17 protein-coding genes are annotated in these 18,465 nt (G+C 58.1%); 15 read left to right on the top strand and 2 right to left on the bottom strand.

The window, feature by feature from the left end; translation table 11 throughout:
• Nucleotides 1-153 precede the first annotated feature (153 nt).
• The 11 genes from ACQ4N7_RS22460 to ACQ4N7_RS22410 all read left to right on the top strand — a co-directional run bounded on the left by ACQ4N7_RS22460 (nt 154) and on the right by ACQ4N7_RS22410 (nt 12,246).
• Nucleotides 154-735 carry an REP-associated tyrosine transposase gene (locus tag ACQ4N7_RS22460; protein ID WP_430713719.1) on the top strand — a complete coding sequence of 194 codons (582 nt, stop codon included), beginning with the start codon at nt 154-156 and terminating at the stop codon, nt 733-735.
• A gap of 79 nt (nt 736-814) precedes the next feature.
• Nucleotides 815-3,457 (top strand): DEAD/DEAH box helicase, encoded by a 2,643-nt coding sequence (locus tag ACQ4N7_RS22455; RefSeq protein ID WP_430713718.1) that lies wholly within the window; start codon nt 815-817, stop codon nt 3,455-3,457.
• 207 nt (nt 3,458-3,664) lie between these two features.
• On the top strand, nt 3,665-4,033 hold the full coding sequence (locus tag ACQ4N7_RS22450; protein WP_430713717.1) for a DNA-binding protein: 369 nt from the start codon (nt 3,665-3,667) through the stop codon (nt 4,031-4,033).
• A 130-nt stretch (nt 4,034-4,163) separates the two neighbouring features.
• Entirely contained in the window at nt 4,164-5,462 is a 1,299-nt protein-coding gene (locus tag ACQ4N7_RS22445) for a glycosyltransferase family 4 protein (RefSeq protein WP_430713716.1), read from the top strand.
• Between the two features lie 6 nt (nt 5,463-5,468).
• Nucleotides 5,469-7,277, top strand: coding sequence for an ABC transporter ATP-binding protein (locus ACQ4N7_RS22440; RefSeq protein ID WP_430713715.1), 1,809 nt, complete (start codon nt 5,469-5,471; stop codon nt 7,275-7,277).
• A complete protein-coding gene (locus ACQ4N7_RS22435) occupies nt 7,274-8,455 on the top strand; it encodes a glycosyltransferase (protein WP_430713714.1) in 1,182 nt (393 codons plus the stop codon). Before ACQ4N7_RS22440 ends, ACQ4N7_RS22435 begins: the two co-directional genes overlap by 4 nt.
• A 52-nt stretch (nt 8,456-8,507) precedes the next feature.
• Entirely contained in the window at nt 8,508-9,494 is a 987-nt protein-coding gene (locus tag ACQ4N7_RS22430) for a glycosyltransferase family 10 domain-containing protein (RefSeq protein WP_430713713.1), read from the top strand.
• Between the two features lie 112 nt (nt 9,495-9,606).
• Nucleotides 9,607-10,596 (top strand): Npun_R2821/Npun_R2822 family protein, encoded by a 990-nt coding sequence (locus ACQ4N7_RS22425; RefSeq protein ID WP_430713712.1) that lies wholly within the window; start codon nt 9,607-9,609, stop codon nt 10,594-10,596.
• Nucleotides 10,597-10,605: 9 nt separating this feature from the next.
• Nucleotides 10,606-11,535 carry an Npun_R2821/Npun_R2822 family protein gene (locus tag ACQ4N7_RS22420; RefSeq protein WP_430713711.1) on the top strand — a complete coding sequence of 310 codons (930 nt, stop codon included), beginning with the start codon at nt 10,606-10,608 and terminating at the stop codon, nt 11,533-11,535.
• 67 nt (nt 11,536-11,602) lie between these two features.
• A complete protein-coding gene (locus tag ACQ4N7_RS22415) occupies nt 11,603-11,860 on the top strand; it encodes a type II toxin-antitoxin system VapB family antitoxin (RefSeq protein ID WP_430713710.1) in 258 nt (85 codons plus the stop codon).
• The gene (locus ACQ4N7_RS22410; RefSeq protein ID WP_430713709.1) at nt 11,860-12,246 is read left to right on the top strand and encodes a type II toxin-antitoxin system VapC family toxin; all 387 of its coding nucleotides are present in this window, start codon (nt 11,860-11,862) and stop codon (nt 12,244-12,246) included. Before ACQ4N7_RS22415 ends, ACQ4N7_RS22410 begins: the two co-directional genes overlap by 1 nt.
• A 38-nt stretch (nt 12,247-12,284) precedes the next feature.
• Here the strand turns inward: ACQ4N7_RS22410 and nfi are convergent, their stop codons facing one another.
• Nucleotides 12,285-12,995 (bottom strand): deoxyribonuclease V, encoded by a 711-nt coding sequence (gene nfi / locus ACQ4N7_RS22405; protein WP_430713708.1) that lies wholly within the window; start codon nt 12,993-12,995, stop codon nt 12,285-12,287.
• Nucleotides 12,996-13,087: 92 nt separating this feature from the next.
• Between nfi and ACQ4N7_RS22400 the strand changes: the two genes are divergently transcribed.
• The 4 genes from ACQ4N7_RS22400 to ACQ4N7_RS22385 all read left to right on the top strand — a co-directional run bounded on the left by ACQ4N7_RS22400 (nt 13,088) and on the right by ACQ4N7_RS22385 (nt 17,081).
• Nucleotides 13,088-13,375: a type II toxin-antitoxin system HigB family toxin gene (locus ACQ4N7_RS22400; protein WP_430713707.1), complete on the top strand. Its 288-nt coding sequence runs from the start codon at nt 13,088-13,090 to the stop codon at nt 13,373-13,375.
• Nucleotides 13,375-13,608, top strand: coding sequence for a hypothetical protein (locus tag ACQ4N7_RS22395; protein WP_430713735.1), 234 nt, complete (start codon nt 13,375-13,377; stop codon nt 13,606-13,608). The genes ACQ4N7_RS22400 and ACQ4N7_RS22395 overlap by 1 nt, the downstream gene beginning before the upstream one ends.
• Nucleotides 13,609-13,816: 208 nt before the next feature.
• Nucleotides 13,817-15,889 carry a thioredoxin domain-containing protein gene (locus ACQ4N7_RS22390; RefSeq protein WP_430713706.1) on the top strand — a complete coding sequence of 691 codons (2,073 nt, stop codon included), beginning with the start codon at nt 13,817-13,819 and terminating at the stop codon, nt 15,887-15,889.
• A gap of 7 nt (nt 15,890-15,896) precedes the next feature.
• Complete coding sequence (locus tag ACQ4N7_RS22385; protein ID WP_430713705.1) at nt 15,897-17,081, top strand: class I SAM-dependent methyltransferase; 1,185 nt, start codon at nt 15,897-15,899, stop codon at nt 17,079-17,081.
• A 118-nt stretch (nt 17,082-17,199) separates the two neighbouring features.
• On the opposite strand, the gene ACQ4N7_RS22380 is transcribed toward ACQ4N7_RS22385, so the two are convergent.
• Nucleotides 17,200-17,943: a phycobilisome rod-core linker polypeptide gene (locus tag ACQ4N7_RS22380; protein ID WP_430713704.1), complete on the bottom strand. Its 744-nt coding sequence runs from the start codon at nt 17,941-17,943 to the stop codon at nt 17,200-17,202.
• Between the last annotated feature and the right edge of the window lie 522 nt (nt 17,944-18,465).

Genomic DNA, 18,465 nt, shown 5'->3' with positions numbered 1-18,465 from the left:
ACAGTGAATTGGTCGAAACAACCTAAAAGCTCTCTGGTCGATGGTTAAAACAGTAGGGTGCATTCGCGCAGCAATGCACCGTCAAAGCCCCCACCAACTCAACCATCTCAACCACAATCGGGCATCCTAAACAAAATTCTTCCCTTCACCCCAATGCCCAATTACCGACGATTGTGCCGATCCGGCGGTAGCTACTTCTTCACCCACGTCACTTACCAAAGGTATCCCTGGCTTTGTACCGATCTTGGCCGACATGCCCTGCGAGAAGCGATTGTTGCCGTGCGACAAAAATATCCCTTTGCGATCGATGCCTTTGTGCTGCTACCCGATCATTTCCACTGCATTTTGACGCTGCCAGAGTCTGATGCCGACTATGCAAAACGCTGGCGGTTGATCAAGCTTATGGTGACAAAGACCTGTGGGAGAGAGTTGGCGCTGCCATCGGAGAAAAGTACATCGGGAGAGCGCCGGGGGGAGGGAAATCTATGGCAGCGCCGCTATTGGGAGCATGCCATTCGAGATGAGCAGGATTTTGTGAACCATTGTGAGTACATTCATTTCAACCCGGTGAAGCATGGGTTGGTGGAGTGCCCCATAGATTGGGCTTATTCAAGCGTACATCGGTATTTGCAGAGGGGAGTGGTGCATTGCTGCGCGAATGCACCCTACGATCTGCGGTTGTCGAATTATTTGGCAGTTCATCCGAAGAACTGCTGCCCCCATTCACATCTTTAAGAGAGAACCGCTCAACTCGCGCTGTTTCGTGAATCTCTTGGCACACTAGAATAGTGTCGCCCCTACCCGTGCCAGCCTTGTGCTAGACCTCGCCCACATCTTCCCCTTTCCCCTCGACGATTTTCAGCACGAGGCGATCGACGCCCTCAACGCCGACAAATCTGTGGTGGTGTGTGCCCCCACCGGCTCCGGCAAAACCCTGGTGGGCGAATACGCCATCCACCGGGCCTTAGACCACGGCAAGCGAGTGTTTTATACCACTCCATTAAAAGCACTTTCTAACCAAAAACTGCGCGACTTTCGCGACCAGTTTGGCTACGACAATGTGGGTTTGCTGACCGGCGATCTCTCCATCAACCGCGATGCCCCCGTGGTGGTGATGACCACCGAAATCTTTCGCAACATGCTCTACGGCACTCGCATTGGCGAAACCGGCACCACCCTCCAGCAGGTCGAAGCCGTGGTGCTCGACGAGTGCCACTACATGAACGATCGCCAGCGCGGCACCGTCTGGGAAGAGTCGATCATCTACTGCCCGCCGGAAATTCAGCTCTTGGCCCTTTCCGCCACGGTCGAAAACTCAGGCCAGCTCACCGACTGGCTGCAAAAAGTCCACGGCCCCACCGAGCTAATCTATTCCGACTTTCGCCCGGTGCCCTTGCAGTTTCACTACTGCACCGGCAAGCGACTGGTGCCCCTGCTCGATGCCGCCCAAAAGGCCATTAATCCACAGCTCAAAAAGCAGCGGGCTCCCCAGCGCCAGCCCGGTCGGCGCGGCGGCGGTCGGGTGAGTTTGCCCTTTGTGGTGGGTCAGCTGCAAGAGCGCGATATGCTGCCCGCCATCTACTTTATTTTTAGCCGTCGGGGCTGTGACAAAGCGGTGGATGAGGTCAGCTATATGTCGCTCGTGACCGACGAGGAAGCGCAGGAACTCAAGCTCCGCATTGACACCTTTCTGGCCCACAACCCCGATGCTGGGCGGGCGGGCCAGGTGGGGCCACTGTACCGGGGCATTGCGGCCCACCACGCGGGCATTTTGCCCCTGTGGAAAGGGCTGGTCGAAGAACTCTTTCAGGCGGGGCTGATCAAGGTGGTGTTTGCCACCGAAACCCTGGCGGCGGGGATCAACATGCCCGCCCGCACCACGGTAATCGCCAGCCTCTCGAAGCGCACCGACATGGGCCACCGCCTGCTCACGTCATCAGAATTTTTGCAGATGGCGGGCCGAGCCGGGCGGCGCGGCATGGATCTCCAGGGCCATGTGGTCACGGTTGAAAGCCCCTTTGAGGGGTCGCGGGAGGCGGTGCACCTGGCCACCTCGGGGGCTGACCCGCTGGTCAGCCAGTTTACTCCCGGCTACGGCATGGTGCTCAACCTGCTGCAAACCCACACCATTGATGAAGCCAAAGACCTGATCGAGCGCAGCTTTGGCCAGTATTTGGCCACCCTGCACCTGGTGCCCCAGCAGCAGGAGATCGATCGCCTGGAGGGAGCGATCGCGCACCAGCAGGCCCAGCTCGCCGCCTTCGACGAAGGCCTGCTAGCCGAGTACGCCAAACTCAAAGAGCGTCTCAAAGAAGAACGCCGCCTGCTCAAGACCCTGCAGCAGCAGGCCGCTCAGGTGCTGGCCGACGATGTGGCCAAGATGGTGCCCTTTGCGATCGCAGGCACCCTGCTCTCCCTCAAGGGCAAGCACATTCCCGTCAGCGAGCCGGTGCCCGCCGTGCTGGTTGCCAAGGCGCAGGGGTCGGGGCAGTTTCCCTACCTGGTGTGCCTGACGCAGACCAACCAGTGGTACGTGGTCACCACCGCCGATGTGGTCGGCCTGCACGCCGATATTCCCCGCCTGCAGGCGGTCGATACCCTGGCTCCACCCAGCGAGCTGGCCCCCCGTCCGGGTCAGCACTGCCGGGGCGACGATCACACCGCCGCGATCGTCGCTACCATGGCCACCCCGCCCACCCTGGAAATGCTGGCCCCCGAGGTGCAAGACCAGCTCGATCGCATGCGCGAGGTTGAGCACACCCTGGCCAAACACCCCGCCAGCCAGTGGGAGAACACCAAGTCGCTGCTCAAGCGCCAGAAGCGCCTGCGCGATTTGGAGGCAGAATGGCGCGATCGCAGAGAAAAGCTGGCCCAGTACACCGGTCGCTACTGGCAGGAGTTTCTCAACATCATGGATGTGCTGAAGCACTTTGGCGGCCTCGACGACAACCGCCCCACCGAGCTGGGTGAAATGGCCGCCGCCATTCGCGGCGACAACGAGCTGTGGCTGGCCCTAGCCCTAGAGTCGGGCGAGTTTGACCACCTCAACGCCGCCCAGCTCGCCGCCGCCCTGGCCGCCCTGGTCACCGAAAACTCGCGCCCCGACAGCTGGTGCCGCTACAAACTCTCCGGCACGGTAGAAGAAGCCCTGGGCGGACTGCATAGCCTGCGCCGCCAGCTCTACCAGCAGCAGCACCGCCGCCACGTCACCGCCCCCATTTGGCTAGAGTACGACCTGGTGGGCCTAGTCGAGCAGTGGGCCAATGGCGTTGACTGGGTAACGCTGTGCGACAACACCAGCCTCGATGAGGGCGACATTGTGCGCATTTTGCGCCGCACGCTGGATGTGCTGTCGCAGATACCCCACGTGCCCTACATCAGCGAAACCCTGCGCAGCAACGCCCGCGAGGCCAAAGACCTGATCAACCGCTTCCCGGTCAATGAAGAAATTGGCTAACGCCGCCGATCTCTGTCAAATGACAGATGACGCAGCACCGCAATTTTTTCAACGATCTAAAGAGGTACGTACACTGTGTAGCCAGAGTGACTTAAGTTAGGACATCCATAAAGCTTGAAAACGTTCAAACGTTTGAATGCTGTCTGACAGAAGTCCTAACCGAATCGGCTACAGCTATACGTTTAAGATCAGTCAATTCTCAGGTTTATGCGATTTTTCACAACGGCAGCTCTGCTCACGCTGGGACTGGGGGCCACGTTTCCCGCCATAGCGCAGATTGTGCCGATTCATTCTCTCAGCCGCCCCAGCAGCACAGCGATCGCTGGCACCGTCGGTAGCGTAGTCGGCAACAACTTTATCCTCAGCGACGGCACCAGCCAGATCATTGTTAATGCTGGCCCTCGCTGGCACAAAAAACTCACAATTGCCCCCGGCGAACAGGTCACCGTAGTTGGCGAGTACGACAATGATGAACTCAAAGCCCACTGCATTACCCGCGCCAGCGGCGAAGTAGTTACCATTGGCAACGGTCTCAGCCGGGCTCCCTGGGGCAGCGGCGCTAGCTACCTGCGCTAGCGCTTTTTTGAAGCGCTTTTTGAAGAGAGCGTTGGGTTTGGGGGCTTACCTAAATGTCAACGACAAAGGTGGGCAAGCTATAGGGGTGTATCCCTGGTCTATGTAGTCTCGCCCCTAGCTCGTGGCACCCATGCTGGATCAACGCCCTACCGCTAGCCCTGCCCCTGGGCTAAGCAGGCTCCCTGGCGATGGCCAGGAGTTGCGGCCTAAGGTCTCAATTTTAGTCAGCGATTTATCGAGTCGCGGCGCTGGACGCTGGAACGGGGCCGTGCGGCCATTTTTGCTGGCGCAGGCGCTGCAGAGCAGGGGCTACCCGGTAGAAATTGTCGGATTTTCAGCGGAGGGCGATGCCGAAAACCCGCGTTCCAGGTCGGGGCCTGCACCCGCTGCGAACCAGGCGGCACCCACAACCGATGTTGCCATCCACACCGTTCCCCTCGCGACGCCTGCCCCTGGGCTACGAGCCGTCGGTGAACTCTTTCGCCACCTCAGCGGCGATATTGTCTATGCCTACAAGCTCAAGCCCAGCAGCTTTGGCCTGGCTCTGCTGCACCGTCAAATGGCGCGATCGCGGCCCCACCGCCCGATCCTGCTCGATATTGACGACTGGGAGCTGAGCTGGCACGGCGGCGACGACTACCGCTACCGCCCCAGTTCCCGGCAGCTAGCGCGGGATCTGCTGAAACATCAGGGGGCGCTGCGCCACCCAGATCACCCGCTCTATTTGCAATGGATAGAACGACTGGTGGCCAAGGCTGATCTGATCACCACCCACAATGACTTTTTGCAGCGGCGCTTTGGCGGGGTCAAAATCCCCAACGGCAAAGACACTGAGCTATTCAACCCCGATCGCTACGACCCAGAGGCCAGCCGCGCCGCCTACGGTCTGGCCGACTACCGGGTGCTGATGTTTCCCGGTGCGCCCCGCCCCTACAAGGGCGTGGAGGATGTTTTGGTCGCTATGGATCGGCTCAACCAGCCCGACCTGAAGCTGGTGATCGTCGGCGGCAGCCCCTACGACGACTACGATCGCACCCTGCGCGATCGCTGGCCCCAGCACATTATTCACCTGGGCAAGCAGCCCTACGAAGACATGCCCAGGGTGATTGCCGCTGCCCATGTGGTGGTGGTGCCCCAGCGCCAGACCCCGGCGGCCCAGGCCCAGTTTCCGCTCAAGCTCACCGACGGTATGGCAATGGCAAAACCCATTCTGGCCACGCGGGTAGGCGATATTCCCGAAATTTTGGCCGATACTGGCTACCTGGCCGAGCCAGATTCACCGGCAGATCTTGCCGCTCAGCTCCAGTCTATTTTTGCCGATTGGCCGCAGGCCCAGGCCCTGGGGCTAAAGGCCAGAGCCCGCTGCTGTGAGCACTACAGCATTACAACAATGGCGACTCAGTTAGACCATCTTCTAGCGAATTTATAAATCACTATGAGCGCAAATCATCTAATTTTTAACGTCGCCAAAAAGTCGCCGCTGTGGTTTTTATTGTCTATTCTACTGGGCCTGTCAGGAGCCATTTTTAACGGCATCGGCATTACGCTGATTATTCCGCTAATGCTCGATCTGCTGGGCCAAGATATTCTGGAGAACACCAATTTTCCGCCGCTGCTAAGCTCCCTATTCTCCGTTTTTAACGGCGTGTCTGGTGACTACCGACCACTGGCGTTAATGGCGGTTTTGCTGGTGGCGCTGCTGTTCAAGAACCTGGCTAACTACGGCGGTACAGCCATTTCTAGCCTGCTCAGTCGAGACTATGTCTGTCATTTGCGCCGAGACGGACTGCGGCTCTTGCTGGATGTCGATTTAGACTACTACGCCAATGTCCGGCTCGGCGATTTGATGAACTACCTGAATACTGAGGTCAATCGAGTCGCCACAGCGGTTAGAACCCTGGCCAGAATTGCCACCCTGGTTGTGACTATTCTGGTGTTTTTAGTCATTTTGATGGCAATTTCCTGGCAGCTGACGCTGGTTTCGGCCCTGCTGATGGCCACGGTGGCGCTGGCCAATCAGGTATCCATCAGCAAAGCCAAAGCGTTTGGCCAGGAGCTTTCTAGCGCCGCCGCCGCTCTGTCGAATCGCTTAATTGAGGTGCTCTCCGGCATTCGCCTGGTCAAAACAACCGCCAATGAAGACCGAGAGTACGCCATTATTAACCGCCTGGTAGACCAGCGAGAGGAGGCCGAATTCAGGTCGCAGCTCGTGTTTGCCAGCATTGGCCCGGTCAACGAAATGCTGAGCATAATGGCGTTTATTGCGCTCATTATTGTAGGGCGATCGCTGTTTGCCAGCCAGCTAGAAACCTTTTCTTCGATCATTTTGATTTACCTGGTGGTGCTGTTTCGCATGCTGCCCTTTATTGGTCAGCTCAACAGCAGCCGCAGCCAGTTTGCCAGCAACGTCGCCAGTACCGAACGCCTCGGGGCCTTTCTCAACCGCAGCGACAAACCGTTTATGGCCTCCGGGCATCGGACTTTTTCGCAGCTGAGCGAGGGCATTCGCTTTAACCACATTTCGTTTCGCTACCCGCAGGGCGAAAGCTGGGCGCTGAAGGATGTTGACCTGATGCTGCCTCGGGGGCAAACCCTGGCCCTGGTGGGGTCGTCGGGGGCGGGCAAATCGACCCTGGCCGACCTGCTGCCCCGCTTCTACGATCCCAGTTCGGGGGCGATCGAGATTGACGGCATTGACCTGAAGGAGTTTGACATGCGCTCCTTTCGCCGTCGGGTGGGGGTGGTGAGCCAGGATACGTTTCTCTTCAATGCCTCGGTGAAAGACAACATTTGCTACGGCTACCCCGAGGCCAGCGAGGCGGAGGTGATGGAAGCGGCCCGCCGCGCCAACGCCGAAGAGTTCATTCTCAAACTGCCCCAGGGCTACGACACGCCGATTGGCGATCGCGGCATCATGCTTTCTGGCGGGCAGCGGCAGCGGCTGGCGATCGCTCGCGCCCTGGTGCAAAACCCCGACATCCTCATTCTCGACGAGGCCACCAGCGCCCTCGATACCGTCTCTGAGCGACTGGTGCAGCAGGCGATCGACGAACTCAGCCAAAACCGCACCACCCTGGTCATCGCCCACCGACTTTCCACGGTGCACCGGGCCGACCAGATTGCGGTGCTCGACCACGGGCGAGTGGTGGAGGTGGGCAACCACCACACCCTGCTGGCGAAAGGTCAGCACTACGCCAAGCTCCACGCGATGCAGTTTGCCGAACAACCAGCGGTGACCCCATGACCAACTCACGCAAAACCATTGCCGTCTGGCAGCCCTACTTTTTAGGCGGCGGTGCCGAGGCCGTAGCGCTGTGGGTGCTGGTGGCCCTGGTCAACGACTACGACGTGACGCTATGTACCCTGACGGGCATCGATCTGGACCATCTCAACGCCATGTACGGCACCAATCTGAGCCGCGATCGCCTTCGAGTAAGGCCCCTGCTCAGCCCCGGCCTCACCCACTTCGTCCACAGCCTGATTGCCAACCTGCCCTGGGTGCGGCTGGCGTTTATCCACTGGTCGATCCGCCGCTTCAAGGCGATCAGCGCCCGGTATGACCTGGCCATCTCTACCTACAACGCCGTAGACCTGGGCCAGCGGGGTCTGCAATACATCCACTGGGTCAACGTAGTCGAGCAGCCCTGGGCCAAAGCTGGCCCAGTTATGAAGCTGATGCTGATGCTGTCGCGGTTTTCTGAGGCCAACCTCAAGGCCAATGTCTCCATCACCAACTCCTTTTGTACCGCCGAGGTGGTCAAGCAGACCTACGGCATTGACGCCCAGGTCGTCTACCCGCCCGTGACCACGGCGATCGCCCCCCTTTCCTGGGCAGACAAAGAGACCGCCTTTCTGTGCAGCGGACGGGTGGTGGTGGCCAAGCAGACCCACCGCGTGATCGAAATTCTGGCGGCGGTGCGCCAGCGCGGCTTTGACGTCAGGCTGCACATCACCGGCGGCGGCGGCGGCACCTACGGCTGGGGCTACGAGCGCCGGGTGCAGAAGCTGGCGGCGGCCAACGCCGACTGGGTGACCTTCCATCGCAATCTACCCTACGCCGACTACCTCAAGATTCTCGCCCGCTGCCGCTACGGCATTCACCACAAGCCTGAACCTTTTGGCATTTCGGTGGCCGAGATGGTCAACGCGGGCATGATCCCCTTTGTGTACAACCGGGGCGGCCAGATCGAAATTGTCAACGCCGCCAACTCAGACATTATTTTTAGCAACGCCCAGGATGCGATCGAGAAAATCGTGGCGGTGCTGGAAAGCCGCGATCGCCAGTCTGCCCTGCTAGACGCCCTAGTCCAGCAACAATCCCTTTTCTCCACCGATCGCTTCACCCAGGAAATTGCCGCCGCCGTCGCCACTTGTTTTCCCCCCGTCCCTACCCGGCCACCCGGCACCCCCTTACCCCTCTAATCCCCTCACTCACTCACCCACTCACCCACCCACCCACTCCCTCTCTCACCCTATGCCTCTCCCCGTTATCGGTATGCTCTCTAGCTACGGTGGCCTCACCCAGTGCGACTGGCTGTGGAAGCAGAGTCCTCAGCCCTTTGGCGTCTGGGGCAATATGCAGCTGCAGTCGCAGGATCCTCAGCCCGACTACCTGCTGCTGTACCAGTTCAACTTTCACGAGCAGTTTGCTCCCCCGCGCCGGTCTAAAACGCAGCTGCTGCGCAATGTGATGTCTCTGGCTCGGCCTAAAGCAGCGGTAGACGCCCTGGACAAACTGCCGCCCCAGTTTAAACAGGTGCCCAAAGAGCGGATTGCCTTTTTGCTGCGCGAGCCGCCCCTGCCAGAGGTGCAGTATCAAAACCTGCTCAACTACGCCTACGCCCGCGACTACTGCGGCTACGTTTCTGGCCCCGACGCCGCTGCTCCGGTGCCCGCCTACATGCCTGCGATTTGGTACGTCAACGTATCGTTCCGCGAACTCAATGAAGCGCCGCCCCCCGAAAAGCACAGCCCCTGCAGCTGGATCACCTCCGGCATTAACCGCACCGAGAGCCACCGCCAGCGACTAGCGTTTCTACAGCAGCTTCAGAACAGTGATGTGCCCGTTGAGGTCTACGGGCGTGACCTGCCCCCCGGCACCCGCTCTGCTGGAGAACTCAGCAACAAGTGGGCGGGTATGGCCCCCTACACCTACAACCTGGCGATCGAGAACTACGCCGACAACGACTGGTACGCCAGCGAAAAACTTTGGGATGCGCTGCTGTCGTGGTGTCTGCCCATCTACTACGGCGGCGGCGCGGCGGATAAGCTCTTGCCCCCCGGCAGCTTTTTGCGCCTGCCCAGCTTAGACGCGAAGGGAATTGAGTACATCCGTGAGGTGACGGCCAGCCCCGATGCGTGGATTGAGGCGAAGGATGCGATCGCCGAAGCCCGCCAGGTGATCCTCCACAAGCTCAACCTGATGAACTGGCTGTCAGAGTGGGTGGGGAGTAAGGAGTAGACAGGTGGGTGAGTAGGCGGGTAGGTAGGTGGATGAGTGAATGGGTAGGGGCAGACCTGTTTTCCTAGATCAGCAAGTAGGGTGGGCAGTGCCCACCATTGAGGTAGTTTGAATGGATGGCATTTGTACTCTTGGTAACGATCGCGTCTACAACCAAATCGTGGCCCTGATTAACAGCATCGAGATCTTTGCTCCAGGCATGCTGGTGTGCATTTACCCCTATGACGAGCGGGTGGATCGTTTAAGGGAGATGGTGCAGGAGCGTCCCCAGGTGACGCTCTACGACGACACCGCCTCCATTCAGCGGTGGGATGCCTGGGTGGAGCAAATTTGGGCCGCCCACCCTACCGCCCGGCAGCAGTGGGATGCGATCGGCAGCGCGGGCGTGCACCGTATGGGCACCCACCGTCGCTTCTGCGCCTTCGACGGTCCCTTCGATCGCTTCATTTACATGGATGCTGATACGCTGCTGCTGAGCGATCCAGTCCCGGTGTTCAACGCGCTGACTGACTACGACTGGGTCACCTACGACTTTCAGCACAAAGACCTCAGCCACGTCTACGACGTGAATTCGGGCTGGATGGAAAAGATGTTTTCAGCAGAACAGCTTCAGCGACAGGCGTTTTGCTCAGGCTTTTACGCCAGCCGTCGGGGGTTATTTGATCCTAACCAGGGCCAAGACGTTTTGGATTGGCTGACATCTGGGGAGGCAGCCGTGCTGTACCCGATGGCCCCCGACCAAACCATTCTCAACTACCTGGTAATGCGGAATGGGGTGAATTCTTGCAACCTGGCGCTGACGCTGCCACCAGAGCAGCGCACCGGAAATTCCGTTACCTCTAGACATTTCACTGTTGAGAATCAGCGGGTCTACGACAAAGGCGTGCCGCTGCTGTATCTGCACTACATCGGCCTGTCATCTCAGTTATTTGTCCGTCTTTGTCATGGCGAGAATGTAGACCTGCCCTATCGCGACGTGTTCTTGCACTACCGCTACCTGCACGACGCCGCGAATCGTCCCGCGCTGCTGGGCAAACTAGTGACAGCCCGGCCCCAGGGCTGGCGACGGTACCTAAAACCCCTGGCCCAACTGCTCCCCTAGAGAATTGCTATGACTTCGCGCGGCATTTACATTACAGCCAACGACAAGGTGATCGACCACGCGATCGCCTGCCTGAACAGCATCCGCGCCCACGATCCCAGCATTCCGGTGATGCTGATTCCTTACAACGACGACTACCACCAGGTGGCCGAGGTGCTCGGCCGTGACTACGGCGTAGAGGTCTACCCCGACCTGGAGTTCATTCGGCGGTTGTCAGAAAATTTGCACGCCATCTTTGGCAAGGGGTTCTTTGCTAGGCCCAACCAGTTTCGCAAGCAGGCCTGCTGGTTTGGCCCCTTCGATCGCTTCCTCTATATCGATACCGACGTGGTGGTGTTTAGCGCGATCGCAAACGTATTGGATCACCTAGACAACCACGACTTCATCAGCTACGACTACCAGCACCGGGGCGGCATTCGCAACGTGTTCGCGCCCGCGATCGTCGAGCAGGGCGTCTTCACCGCCGCCGAGCTAGAGGATATGTTTAACTGCGGCTTTTGGGGCTCAAAAAAAGGGCTGGTCAGCGAGCAAGACCTGTATGACACCTTTGCCGAATGCGCTGCCCACCCCGACTACTTTGACTTCTCCGAAAAAACCTCCGACCAGCCGATCATTAACTATTTAATTCTCAAGCGCATGGCGCGGCGGTTTAACCTGGTGCGCCAGCCCGGCGGCGGCCCCGGCAACTGGGCAGGCAGCCCCCACTTTGAGCAAGAGGGCATGACGCTGGTAGATCCGAATGTGAACAAGCCTCTCGACTACCTGCACTGGGCGGGCTACCGCATTCAGCCGGGCTGCCCCTACTGGGATATTTGGGCCTACTACCGCTACCTGCGCGACCCCGACAGCCGCCCGGTGGACGTTCCAGCACCATCCCCATCTCCAATCAAAACCCTCAGTCGCAAAGCAGGAACGCTGCTGAGTCGGTTGGGGCGGTAGACCTCTGTTTGGTTAGATGTTGGAAGAGTAAAATAGCAACATCCACTCATTGGGGTTTTCAGTGGTTATGAAAATTCAAGATCCCCAAGCTCACCGCATGGCACAGGAATTGGCAGAACTGACCGGACAAAGTCTAACTGATGCCGTCAAAATGGCGCTTCAACAGGCTTTGGCTAAATTTAAGACCAGCAAACCCGACCCGCAGCCCCGCCCCTTAGTCGATCGCTTAAATGAAATTGCCCTGCGCTGTGCGGCCCTACCCGATTATGACAACCGCAGCGCAGACGAAATTTTGGGCTACGACAAGCACGGGCTACCAAGCTAATGGTGATCGACACCTCGGCGATCGTGGCCATTCTCTTTGCCGAAACTGAGCGGGAGACCTTTAATGAAAAGATTGCTGCCGCCACAACTCGCCTTATTTCGGCTCCCAATTGGCTAGAATGCAACTTGGTAATTGAGGCTCGCAAACAGGCTTTAGGCCGTGCTGAGTTTGAACTATTTGCCTACGAAGCAGATCTAACCGTAGTAGAGTTCGATCGACTGCAAGCTGATTTGGCTGCAACAGCTTGGCGAACCTATGGCAAAGGTCGGCACCCGGCAGGCCTAAACTTTGGCGATTGCTTTGCCTACGCCCTGGCTAAATCTAGAAATGAACCTCTGCTGTTCAAAGGGAACGATTTTTCTCAGACAGATATTGCCCAGGCTTGACTCTTGCTGTCAAGGAATTTTCTACCGTCTCATCAAATCTAAAACAGGCGACCTTGCTGCGCTTCCCCCAGCGCCGATCGCGCCGTATCGGAAGACGCCAGGCGATCGGCGTAGCGGGTAGTTTCGGGCAGACGGTATTTGGTGGTGCATCGCAGAACCAGGTCGATCGCAGTTTCGAGCGTGGTGTAGTGGCCGGGGGAAATGTACAGCGACTTGGTATTGGCGCGATTGCGAAGCACGGCTCCAATCTGCTCGCCCCGATCCATTAGCGGTACCCAGCTTCCTTTGTCGGGCGGCACTTCGGCGTGGGTGCCCACCAGGCGCGACTTGGCCACACCCACCGTGGGGCGATCGCACAACAGCCCCAAGTGCGACGCAATCCCCAATCGGCGGGGATGAGCAATTCCTTGACCATCGCAGAGAATTACATCCGGCTCTGTTCGTAGCTGCGCCAGCGCTTCCAGCACCGCAGGCACTTCCCGAAACGACAGCAGCCCCGGCACGTAGGGAAAGACGGTCGGCTGCCGCACCAGCACCTCATCCACTGGGGTCAGGTCAGGAAACGACAGCACCACTACAGCGGCGCGGGTGGTTTCGCCCTCATCCTCAAACCCCGCATCGACCCCAGCGACGTAGCGAATCGGGTTGGGGATACGGTCTTCAAGGACAATCTGGGGCGCGAGGGTTTGCTGGAGGGCGATCGCCTCCGCAGGCGCGGTCGGCCAGCGATCGGGAAACTGAATCTGCATAGGCAAAGCCTTCGTTACGCCGTAGCCTCTACCTTGCCGCAAATGTCATAGTAGAAACAATGCTCGTTAGCAGGAGACGCAAATAACTTGGCATGCATGTGATTACGCGCAAGCGACTCAATGAGTTTGCTGCACTGCATCCGAATACACGCAGTACTCTGGCTCAGTGGTACAGAATTGTTAAAGAGGACAACTTTTCTAATTTCGCTGAACTCCGACAGTTCATGCCGTCTGCCGATCAAGTCGGGAAAATGACCGTTTTTAATATCGGGGGCAACAAAGCCCGGCTGATTGCAGCTATTCATTACAACCGCAGTAAAGTTTACATCCGAGCTGTATTGACCCACGCAGAATATGACGAAGGGAGATGGAAAGAATGATTCAGAGTATTAATCTCGATCAAACTATTGCTGCCTGGGAGCCGATCGTTAACACAGTATACGTTCCCCACTCCGACGAACAATATGAGCGGTTAGTCGCTTTGCTAGACACCCTTATCGATCAGGTGGGCGAAGATGAAGAACATCCTCTGGCTTCAATGATGGATGTTATTGGTGCCTTAATCGAAAACTACGAAACGAAGTACGTTCCTGTATTGGAAGAGATTGCCTAGCGGGCTGACTCTAACAGTTATTCAAATTACGTTAAGACGTTCAGGGGAAGCTGATAGATTATGAGTCTGCCAAGCCATTACAGCTACCTTGCCAGTGGCTTAACTCAGGGAAAGATTTTGCCAGAACTCCTTAATTTCAAACCCTAGGCTGTAAACCCCTCAACTGCCGCCGTGGTAGGGTGATCATGCCCTCATCCGCCTAGTGGTCATGACTAATCGCCTAGCAGATTCGCCCAGTCTGTATCTGCGCAAGCACGCTGAAAACCCAATCGACTGGTGGCCCTGGTGCAACGAGGCACTGGAGCGGGCGCAGCAGGATGACAAACCAATTTTTTTGTCGATTGGGTATTCCAGCTGTCACTGGTGCACGGTGATGGAGGGCGAGGCGTTTTCGGATGGGGCGATCGCCGCCTACATGAACGCCAACTTCATTCCCATCAAGGTCGATCGCGAAGAGCGGCCCGACATCGACAGCATCTACATGCAGGCGCTGCAAATGTTGACTGGGCAGGGGGGATGGCCATTGAACGTGGTGCTCCATCCTGAAACGCGGGTGCCCTTTTACGGCGGCACCTACTTCCCGGTGGAGCCGAAGTACGGACGACCGGGCTTTTTGCAGGTGCTTACCTCCCTGCGCCAGTTCTACGACACCGAGAAATCTCGCCTGGCTGAGATTACCGAAGCGGTGGTGAGTAACCTGCACCAGGAGGCGAAACTACCCGAGTCCTTGACCATTCCATCTACAGATCTGCTCTATGCCGGGCTGGGCACAAACGCTAAAATTCTCATCCCCAGCGGCCAGGGTACCTGTTTCCCGATGATTCCCTACGCCGCAGCGGTGCTGGGCGGGCTACGGCTCGACCTGGAGCTAGACATTGCCCACATCTGCGGCCAGCGGGGGCGCGATATGGCCCTGGGCGGCATTTTTGACCATGTGGGCGGCGGCTTTCACCGCTATACCGTTGACCCCACCTGGACGGTGCCCCACTTCGAAAAAATGCTCTACGACAACGGCATGATTGTGGAGTATCTGGCCCATCTGTGGGCCAGCGGGCAGCGAGAGCCTGCTTTTGAACGCGCGATCGCGCGCACCCACACCTGGCTAAAGCGCGAGATGACCGCTCCCGAGGGCTACTTTTATGCCGCCCAGGATGCCGATAGCTTTGTCACCCGCCACGACGCCGAGCCTGAGGAGGGCGCATTCTACGTCTGGCCTTACCCAGTTCTGGAATCGGCTCTGACAAAGGAGCAGTTCCAGGCCCTGGCGGAGGCTTTTGCCCTGGTGCCGGAGGGCAACTTTGAGGGGAAGACTGTACTCCAACGAGCGCACCCTGACACCCTCTCCCTCGCTGTAGAGACGGCACTGGATAAGCTGTTTACCCTGCGCTACGGCACCCCAGCCGCAGCCCTGGAGACGTTTCCCCCGGCTTCCACCAGCCAGGCCGCCAAAACTGAGTCCTGGCCCGGTCGCATTCCACCTGTCACCGATACCAAGCTGATTGTGGCCTGGAACAGCCTGATGATTTCTGGTCTGGCCCGAGCGGCGATGGTTTGGCAAAAGCCTGAGTATTTGGCGACCGCTGCCACTGCCGCCGACTACGTTCGCCAGCATCAGTGGGTGGGCAGCCAGCTGCACCGTCTGGGGTACGATGGCGTGCCCCAGGTGCTGGCCCAGGCCGAAGACTATGCCCTGCTGATCAAGGCATTTTTAGACCTGCACCAGGCTGAGCTGGCGATCGCCCACGTCCCTACCACCCAGCCCTCAGACGCGATCGCCGCTTTGCCCCAAGTCGATTGGCTAGCGCTTGCCATCTCAACTCAGCAGGAATTTGACCACCGCCTGTGGAGCGCCGACCAGGGCGGCTACCTCAGCACCGCTGCTGACACCGATCTGCTGGTTCAAGAACGCCCCTACCAGGACAGCGCCACCCCAGCAGCCAATGGCGTGGCCGTCGCCAACCTGGTCCGCCTCGCCCTGCTCACCGACGACCTGGCCTACCTCGATCGCGCCGAACACACCCTGCAGGCCTTTGGCACCGTAATGCAGCAAATTCCCCGCGCCTGCCCCAGCCTGTTCGACGGCCTCAACTGGTTCCTCAATGGCACCGTAGTTCAGGCCACCACGGCTATCATTTCTGAACTAGCGACTGAGTACTGGCCAACCACGGTTTTTTCTGTGGCCCACGACCTGCCGCCCAAGGCCGTGGGGATGGTGTGCCGAGGTACCAAATGTCTGGCCGTAGCCGAGTCTATCGATAAACTAAGGCAGCAGCTGAGCTGATTTCCCCATGCCCCACAACCCAGTGCTGTATCAGGTTTTGCGCGATCGCATTCAGCAGTCGCCCCAGGGCCGCATCTCCTTTGCCGAATTTATGGATCTCGCCCTCTACCACCCCGAGGGGGGCTACTACAGCACCAAAGACGCCATCCTTGGCTTTGAAGGAGACTTTGTTACCTCCGCCCATCTGGGCCACGACTTTGGCGAACTGCTGGCCACTCAGTTTGCCGAAATGTGGGCGCATCTGGGCCATCCCAATCCCTTTGCGCTGGTAGAAATGGGCGCTGGTCAGGGGTTGGCCGCCGCCGATGTGCTGAGCACTTTGCAAAATCACTTCCCCGACTGCTTTGCCGCCCTGAGTTATCAAATCGTCGAAAAGTCTAACCAGCTGCGAGCCGCCCAAGAGCAGCGTCTGTCACCGTGGGCTGGCAAAGTTAGCTGGCTAACTTTAGAAGACATTGCCGACGACAGCATCACCGGCTGCCTGTTCTCGAATGAGCTGGTCGATGCCCTGCCCGTGCACCAGGTCGTGATTACAGAAGCAGGTTTGCAGGAGGTCTACATTACCTTGACCAACAGCACAGATTTTCCTGTGCAAGAAGTCGTAGATGCCCCCTCCACTCCGCGTCTAGCCGACTACTTTGCCTTTGTCGGCGTTGACCTAGCCGACCCACAGTATGCTCCGGGCTACCGCACCGAAGTTCACCTGGCCGCCCTCGACTGGATGCAACTGGTTGCGGCCAAACTTCACCAGGGTTACGTACTCACCATCGACTACGGCTACCCCGCCAGCCGCTACTACAGTCGCGCCCGCGCCCAGGGTACGCTGCAGTGCTACTACCAGCACGCCCACCACAACGACCCCTATAGCCACCTGGGCTACCAAGATATTACTGCCCACGTCAACTTCACGGCGCTAGAACGTCAGGGGGAGCGCTATGGCTTAGAGACTCTGGGGGCAACCCAGCAGGGCATATTTCTGATGGCGCTGGGTTTGGGCGATCGCCTTACCGCCCCGAGCCAAATTCAGGCCAGTGACCCGACCACCGTCAACCTCGCCATTCAGCGGCGCGATCGGCTGCACCAGTTAATTAACCCCATGGGCCTGGGGAATTTTGTGGTACTGGTACAGGGCAAGGATCTGGCGGAGCAGGCTAAAGCGTTGAAAGGCCTCACCGTTCCACCGCTGATCTAGTCCAGATCAAACAGCAAGCATGCCGAAGAAAAAGCCCCCCGACGGTATCGGAGGGCAACGTCACAGGCGCAGGTAAACGTTGTGTCAGGCAAACTAGGGGGCGGTTCCACCCTGGCGATCAGATTGTGATCCAGCCGAACCACGACAGCACCACCGCTACCGCTATCAGGCCGAAGAAGATGGCCAAGCCAGCCGTCACCGCCCCAGCCGCCTTGCGCACGCCGTCGGGCGTTGCCATCCAGTCGCCCTGGTCAAGGCGGCGATCGCTCGAAAAGTCGTAGCCCAGGGCCTCTAGCGTGGTCAGGTGGTCGCGGGTGTAACGGGGTACGCGCTCAAAGGGCAGGTCGCCCTGCGATCGCTGGGGCAGCACCCGCCGCCGCTGGTAGGGTACGGTGCGATCGCCAAAATTGGCCCCGTATTCTTCACTGCTCATCAGAGCATCCACTAGCCCCTCAACCCCTTTCGTTGCCAGCACAATGGACCAGGCCAGGGTTTCTTTGTCGTCGTAGACGTTGCGGCCAAGCAGACGCTGCACGCACAACTCTGCGAAGCGATAGTTGTTGTTTACCTCATAATTCCAGGTGCGAAACGCATCAGAGATAGCAAGGCCACGCACAAAATCTTTTACCGAAATCAAACCGCCCCGCAGCTGAGACTCCAGCAATGTTTGACGGTTGCTTTTCAGCATTTGCTGCTCGTGAAAAATTTGCCGATAGGCTGCCGTCACTAAGGCATCAATATCATCTTTATCGTGGTTTTGCTCCAGCGTAAAAATTCTGGAATGCTCGTCTCCAGGCACCTCATAGCCCTCCACACGCTGGTTTTGGCTACTGGGAGCATAAGTTAATAGCGGCAAAGTCACAATTATTTTTCCTCCACACGCAAAATAAAATGGCTTTCGTCACCTTTGTAGAGGCCTCAACAAATTGACAACCTCCGTCATTGTTTATAGACCCTTAACTATGTTTAGTTTCTAGCTGTGATAAGGCCAGAAACGATTAAGGCCTAGCCTACGAGCAACGGGGATCAGACATTCGCATTTCGACAGGGAGAGTAACAAACAGTCATGTTTCTTCAAAGTTGTCGCAGCAGCATTATTTTCTACTCTAAAAAGAATTTAACAACGATGCCAACCGCATTCCCACCTGGCATCTAATCTGAATCAGACGCCTGCTCACAAGCAGGCTAATTGCGGTCAAGGTGGCCCCATAGCGTTATCAACTCGGCACCGGGATGACGCCGTTAGTCCCACGGCAACGCCTACAGATTGAGTTCAACTTTGCTGTCGAACCTACCGCTAGCCGTACATACGGCAAAGCCCTCCCTAACTTGGGGAGGGCTTTGCCTATGGTGATGCTGTTTACACTACCGACGAGAAATCAAC

The organism is Nodosilinea sp. AN01ver1 (assembly GCF_050565655.1).
Lineage (GTDB): Bacteria > Cyanobacteriota > Cyanobacteriia > Phormidesmidales > Phormidesmidaceae > Nodosilinea.
The sequence above is the reverse complement of the archived record's forward strand: the minus strand, read 5'-3'. Positions and strand labels throughout refer to the sequence as shown.

Coding starts and splice junctions, on each gene's coding strand:
- ACQ4N7_RS22450 (WP_430713717.1), top strand. CDS start 3,665: ATGCGATTTTTCACAACGGCAGCTCTGCTCACGCTGGGACTGGGGGCC.
- nfi (WP_430713708.1), bottom strand. CDS start 12,995: ATGCAGATTCAGTTTCCCGATCGCTGGCCGACCGCGCCTGCGGAGGCG.
- ACQ4N7_RS22420 (WP_430713711.1), top strand. CDS start 10,606: ATGACTTCGCGCGGCATTTACATTACAGCCAACGACAAGGTGATCGAC.
- ACQ4N7_RS22460 (WP_430713719.1), top strand. CDS start 154: ATGCCCAATTACCGACGATTGTGCCGATCCGGCGGTAGCTACTTCTTC.
- ACQ4N7_RS22415 (WP_430713710.1), top strand. CDS start 11,603: ATGAAAATTCAAGATCCCCAAGCTCACCGCATGGCACAGGAATTGGCA.
- ACQ4N7_RS22390 (WP_430713706.1), top strand. CDS start 13,817: ATGACTAATCGCCTAGCAGATTCGCCCAGTCTGTATCTGCGCAAGCAC.
- ACQ4N7_RS22430 (WP_430713713.1), top strand. CDS start 8,508: ATGCCTCTCCCCGTTATCGGTATGCTCTCTAGCTACGGTGGCCTCACC.
- ACQ4N7_RS22410 (WP_430713709.1), top strand. CDS start 11,860: ATGGTGATCGACACCTCGGCGATCGTGGCCATTCTCTTTGCCGAAACT.
- ACQ4N7_RS22435 (WP_430713714.1), top strand. CDS start 7,274: ATGACCAACTCACGCAAAACCATTGCCGTCTGGCAGCCCTACTTTTTA.
- ACQ4N7_RS22400 (WP_430713707.1), top strand. CDS start 13,088: ATGCATGTGATTACGCGCAAGCGACTCAATGAGTTTGCTGCACTGCAT.
- ACQ4N7_RS22385 (WP_430713705.1), top strand. CDS start 15,897: ATGCCCCACAACCCAGTGCTGTATCAGGTTTTGCGCGATCGCATTCAG.
- ACQ4N7_RS22445 (WP_430713716.1), top strand. CDS start 4,164: ATGCTGGATCAACGCCCTACCGCTAGCCCTGCCCCTGGGCTAAGCAGG.
- ACQ4N7_RS22425 (WP_430713712.1), top strand. CDS start 9,607: ATGGATGGCATTTGTACTCTTGGTAACGATCGCGTCTACAACCAAATC.
- ACQ4N7_RS22440 (WP_430713715.1), top strand. CDS start 5,469: ATGAGCGCAAATCATCTAATTTTTAACGTCGCCAAAAAGTCGCCGCTG.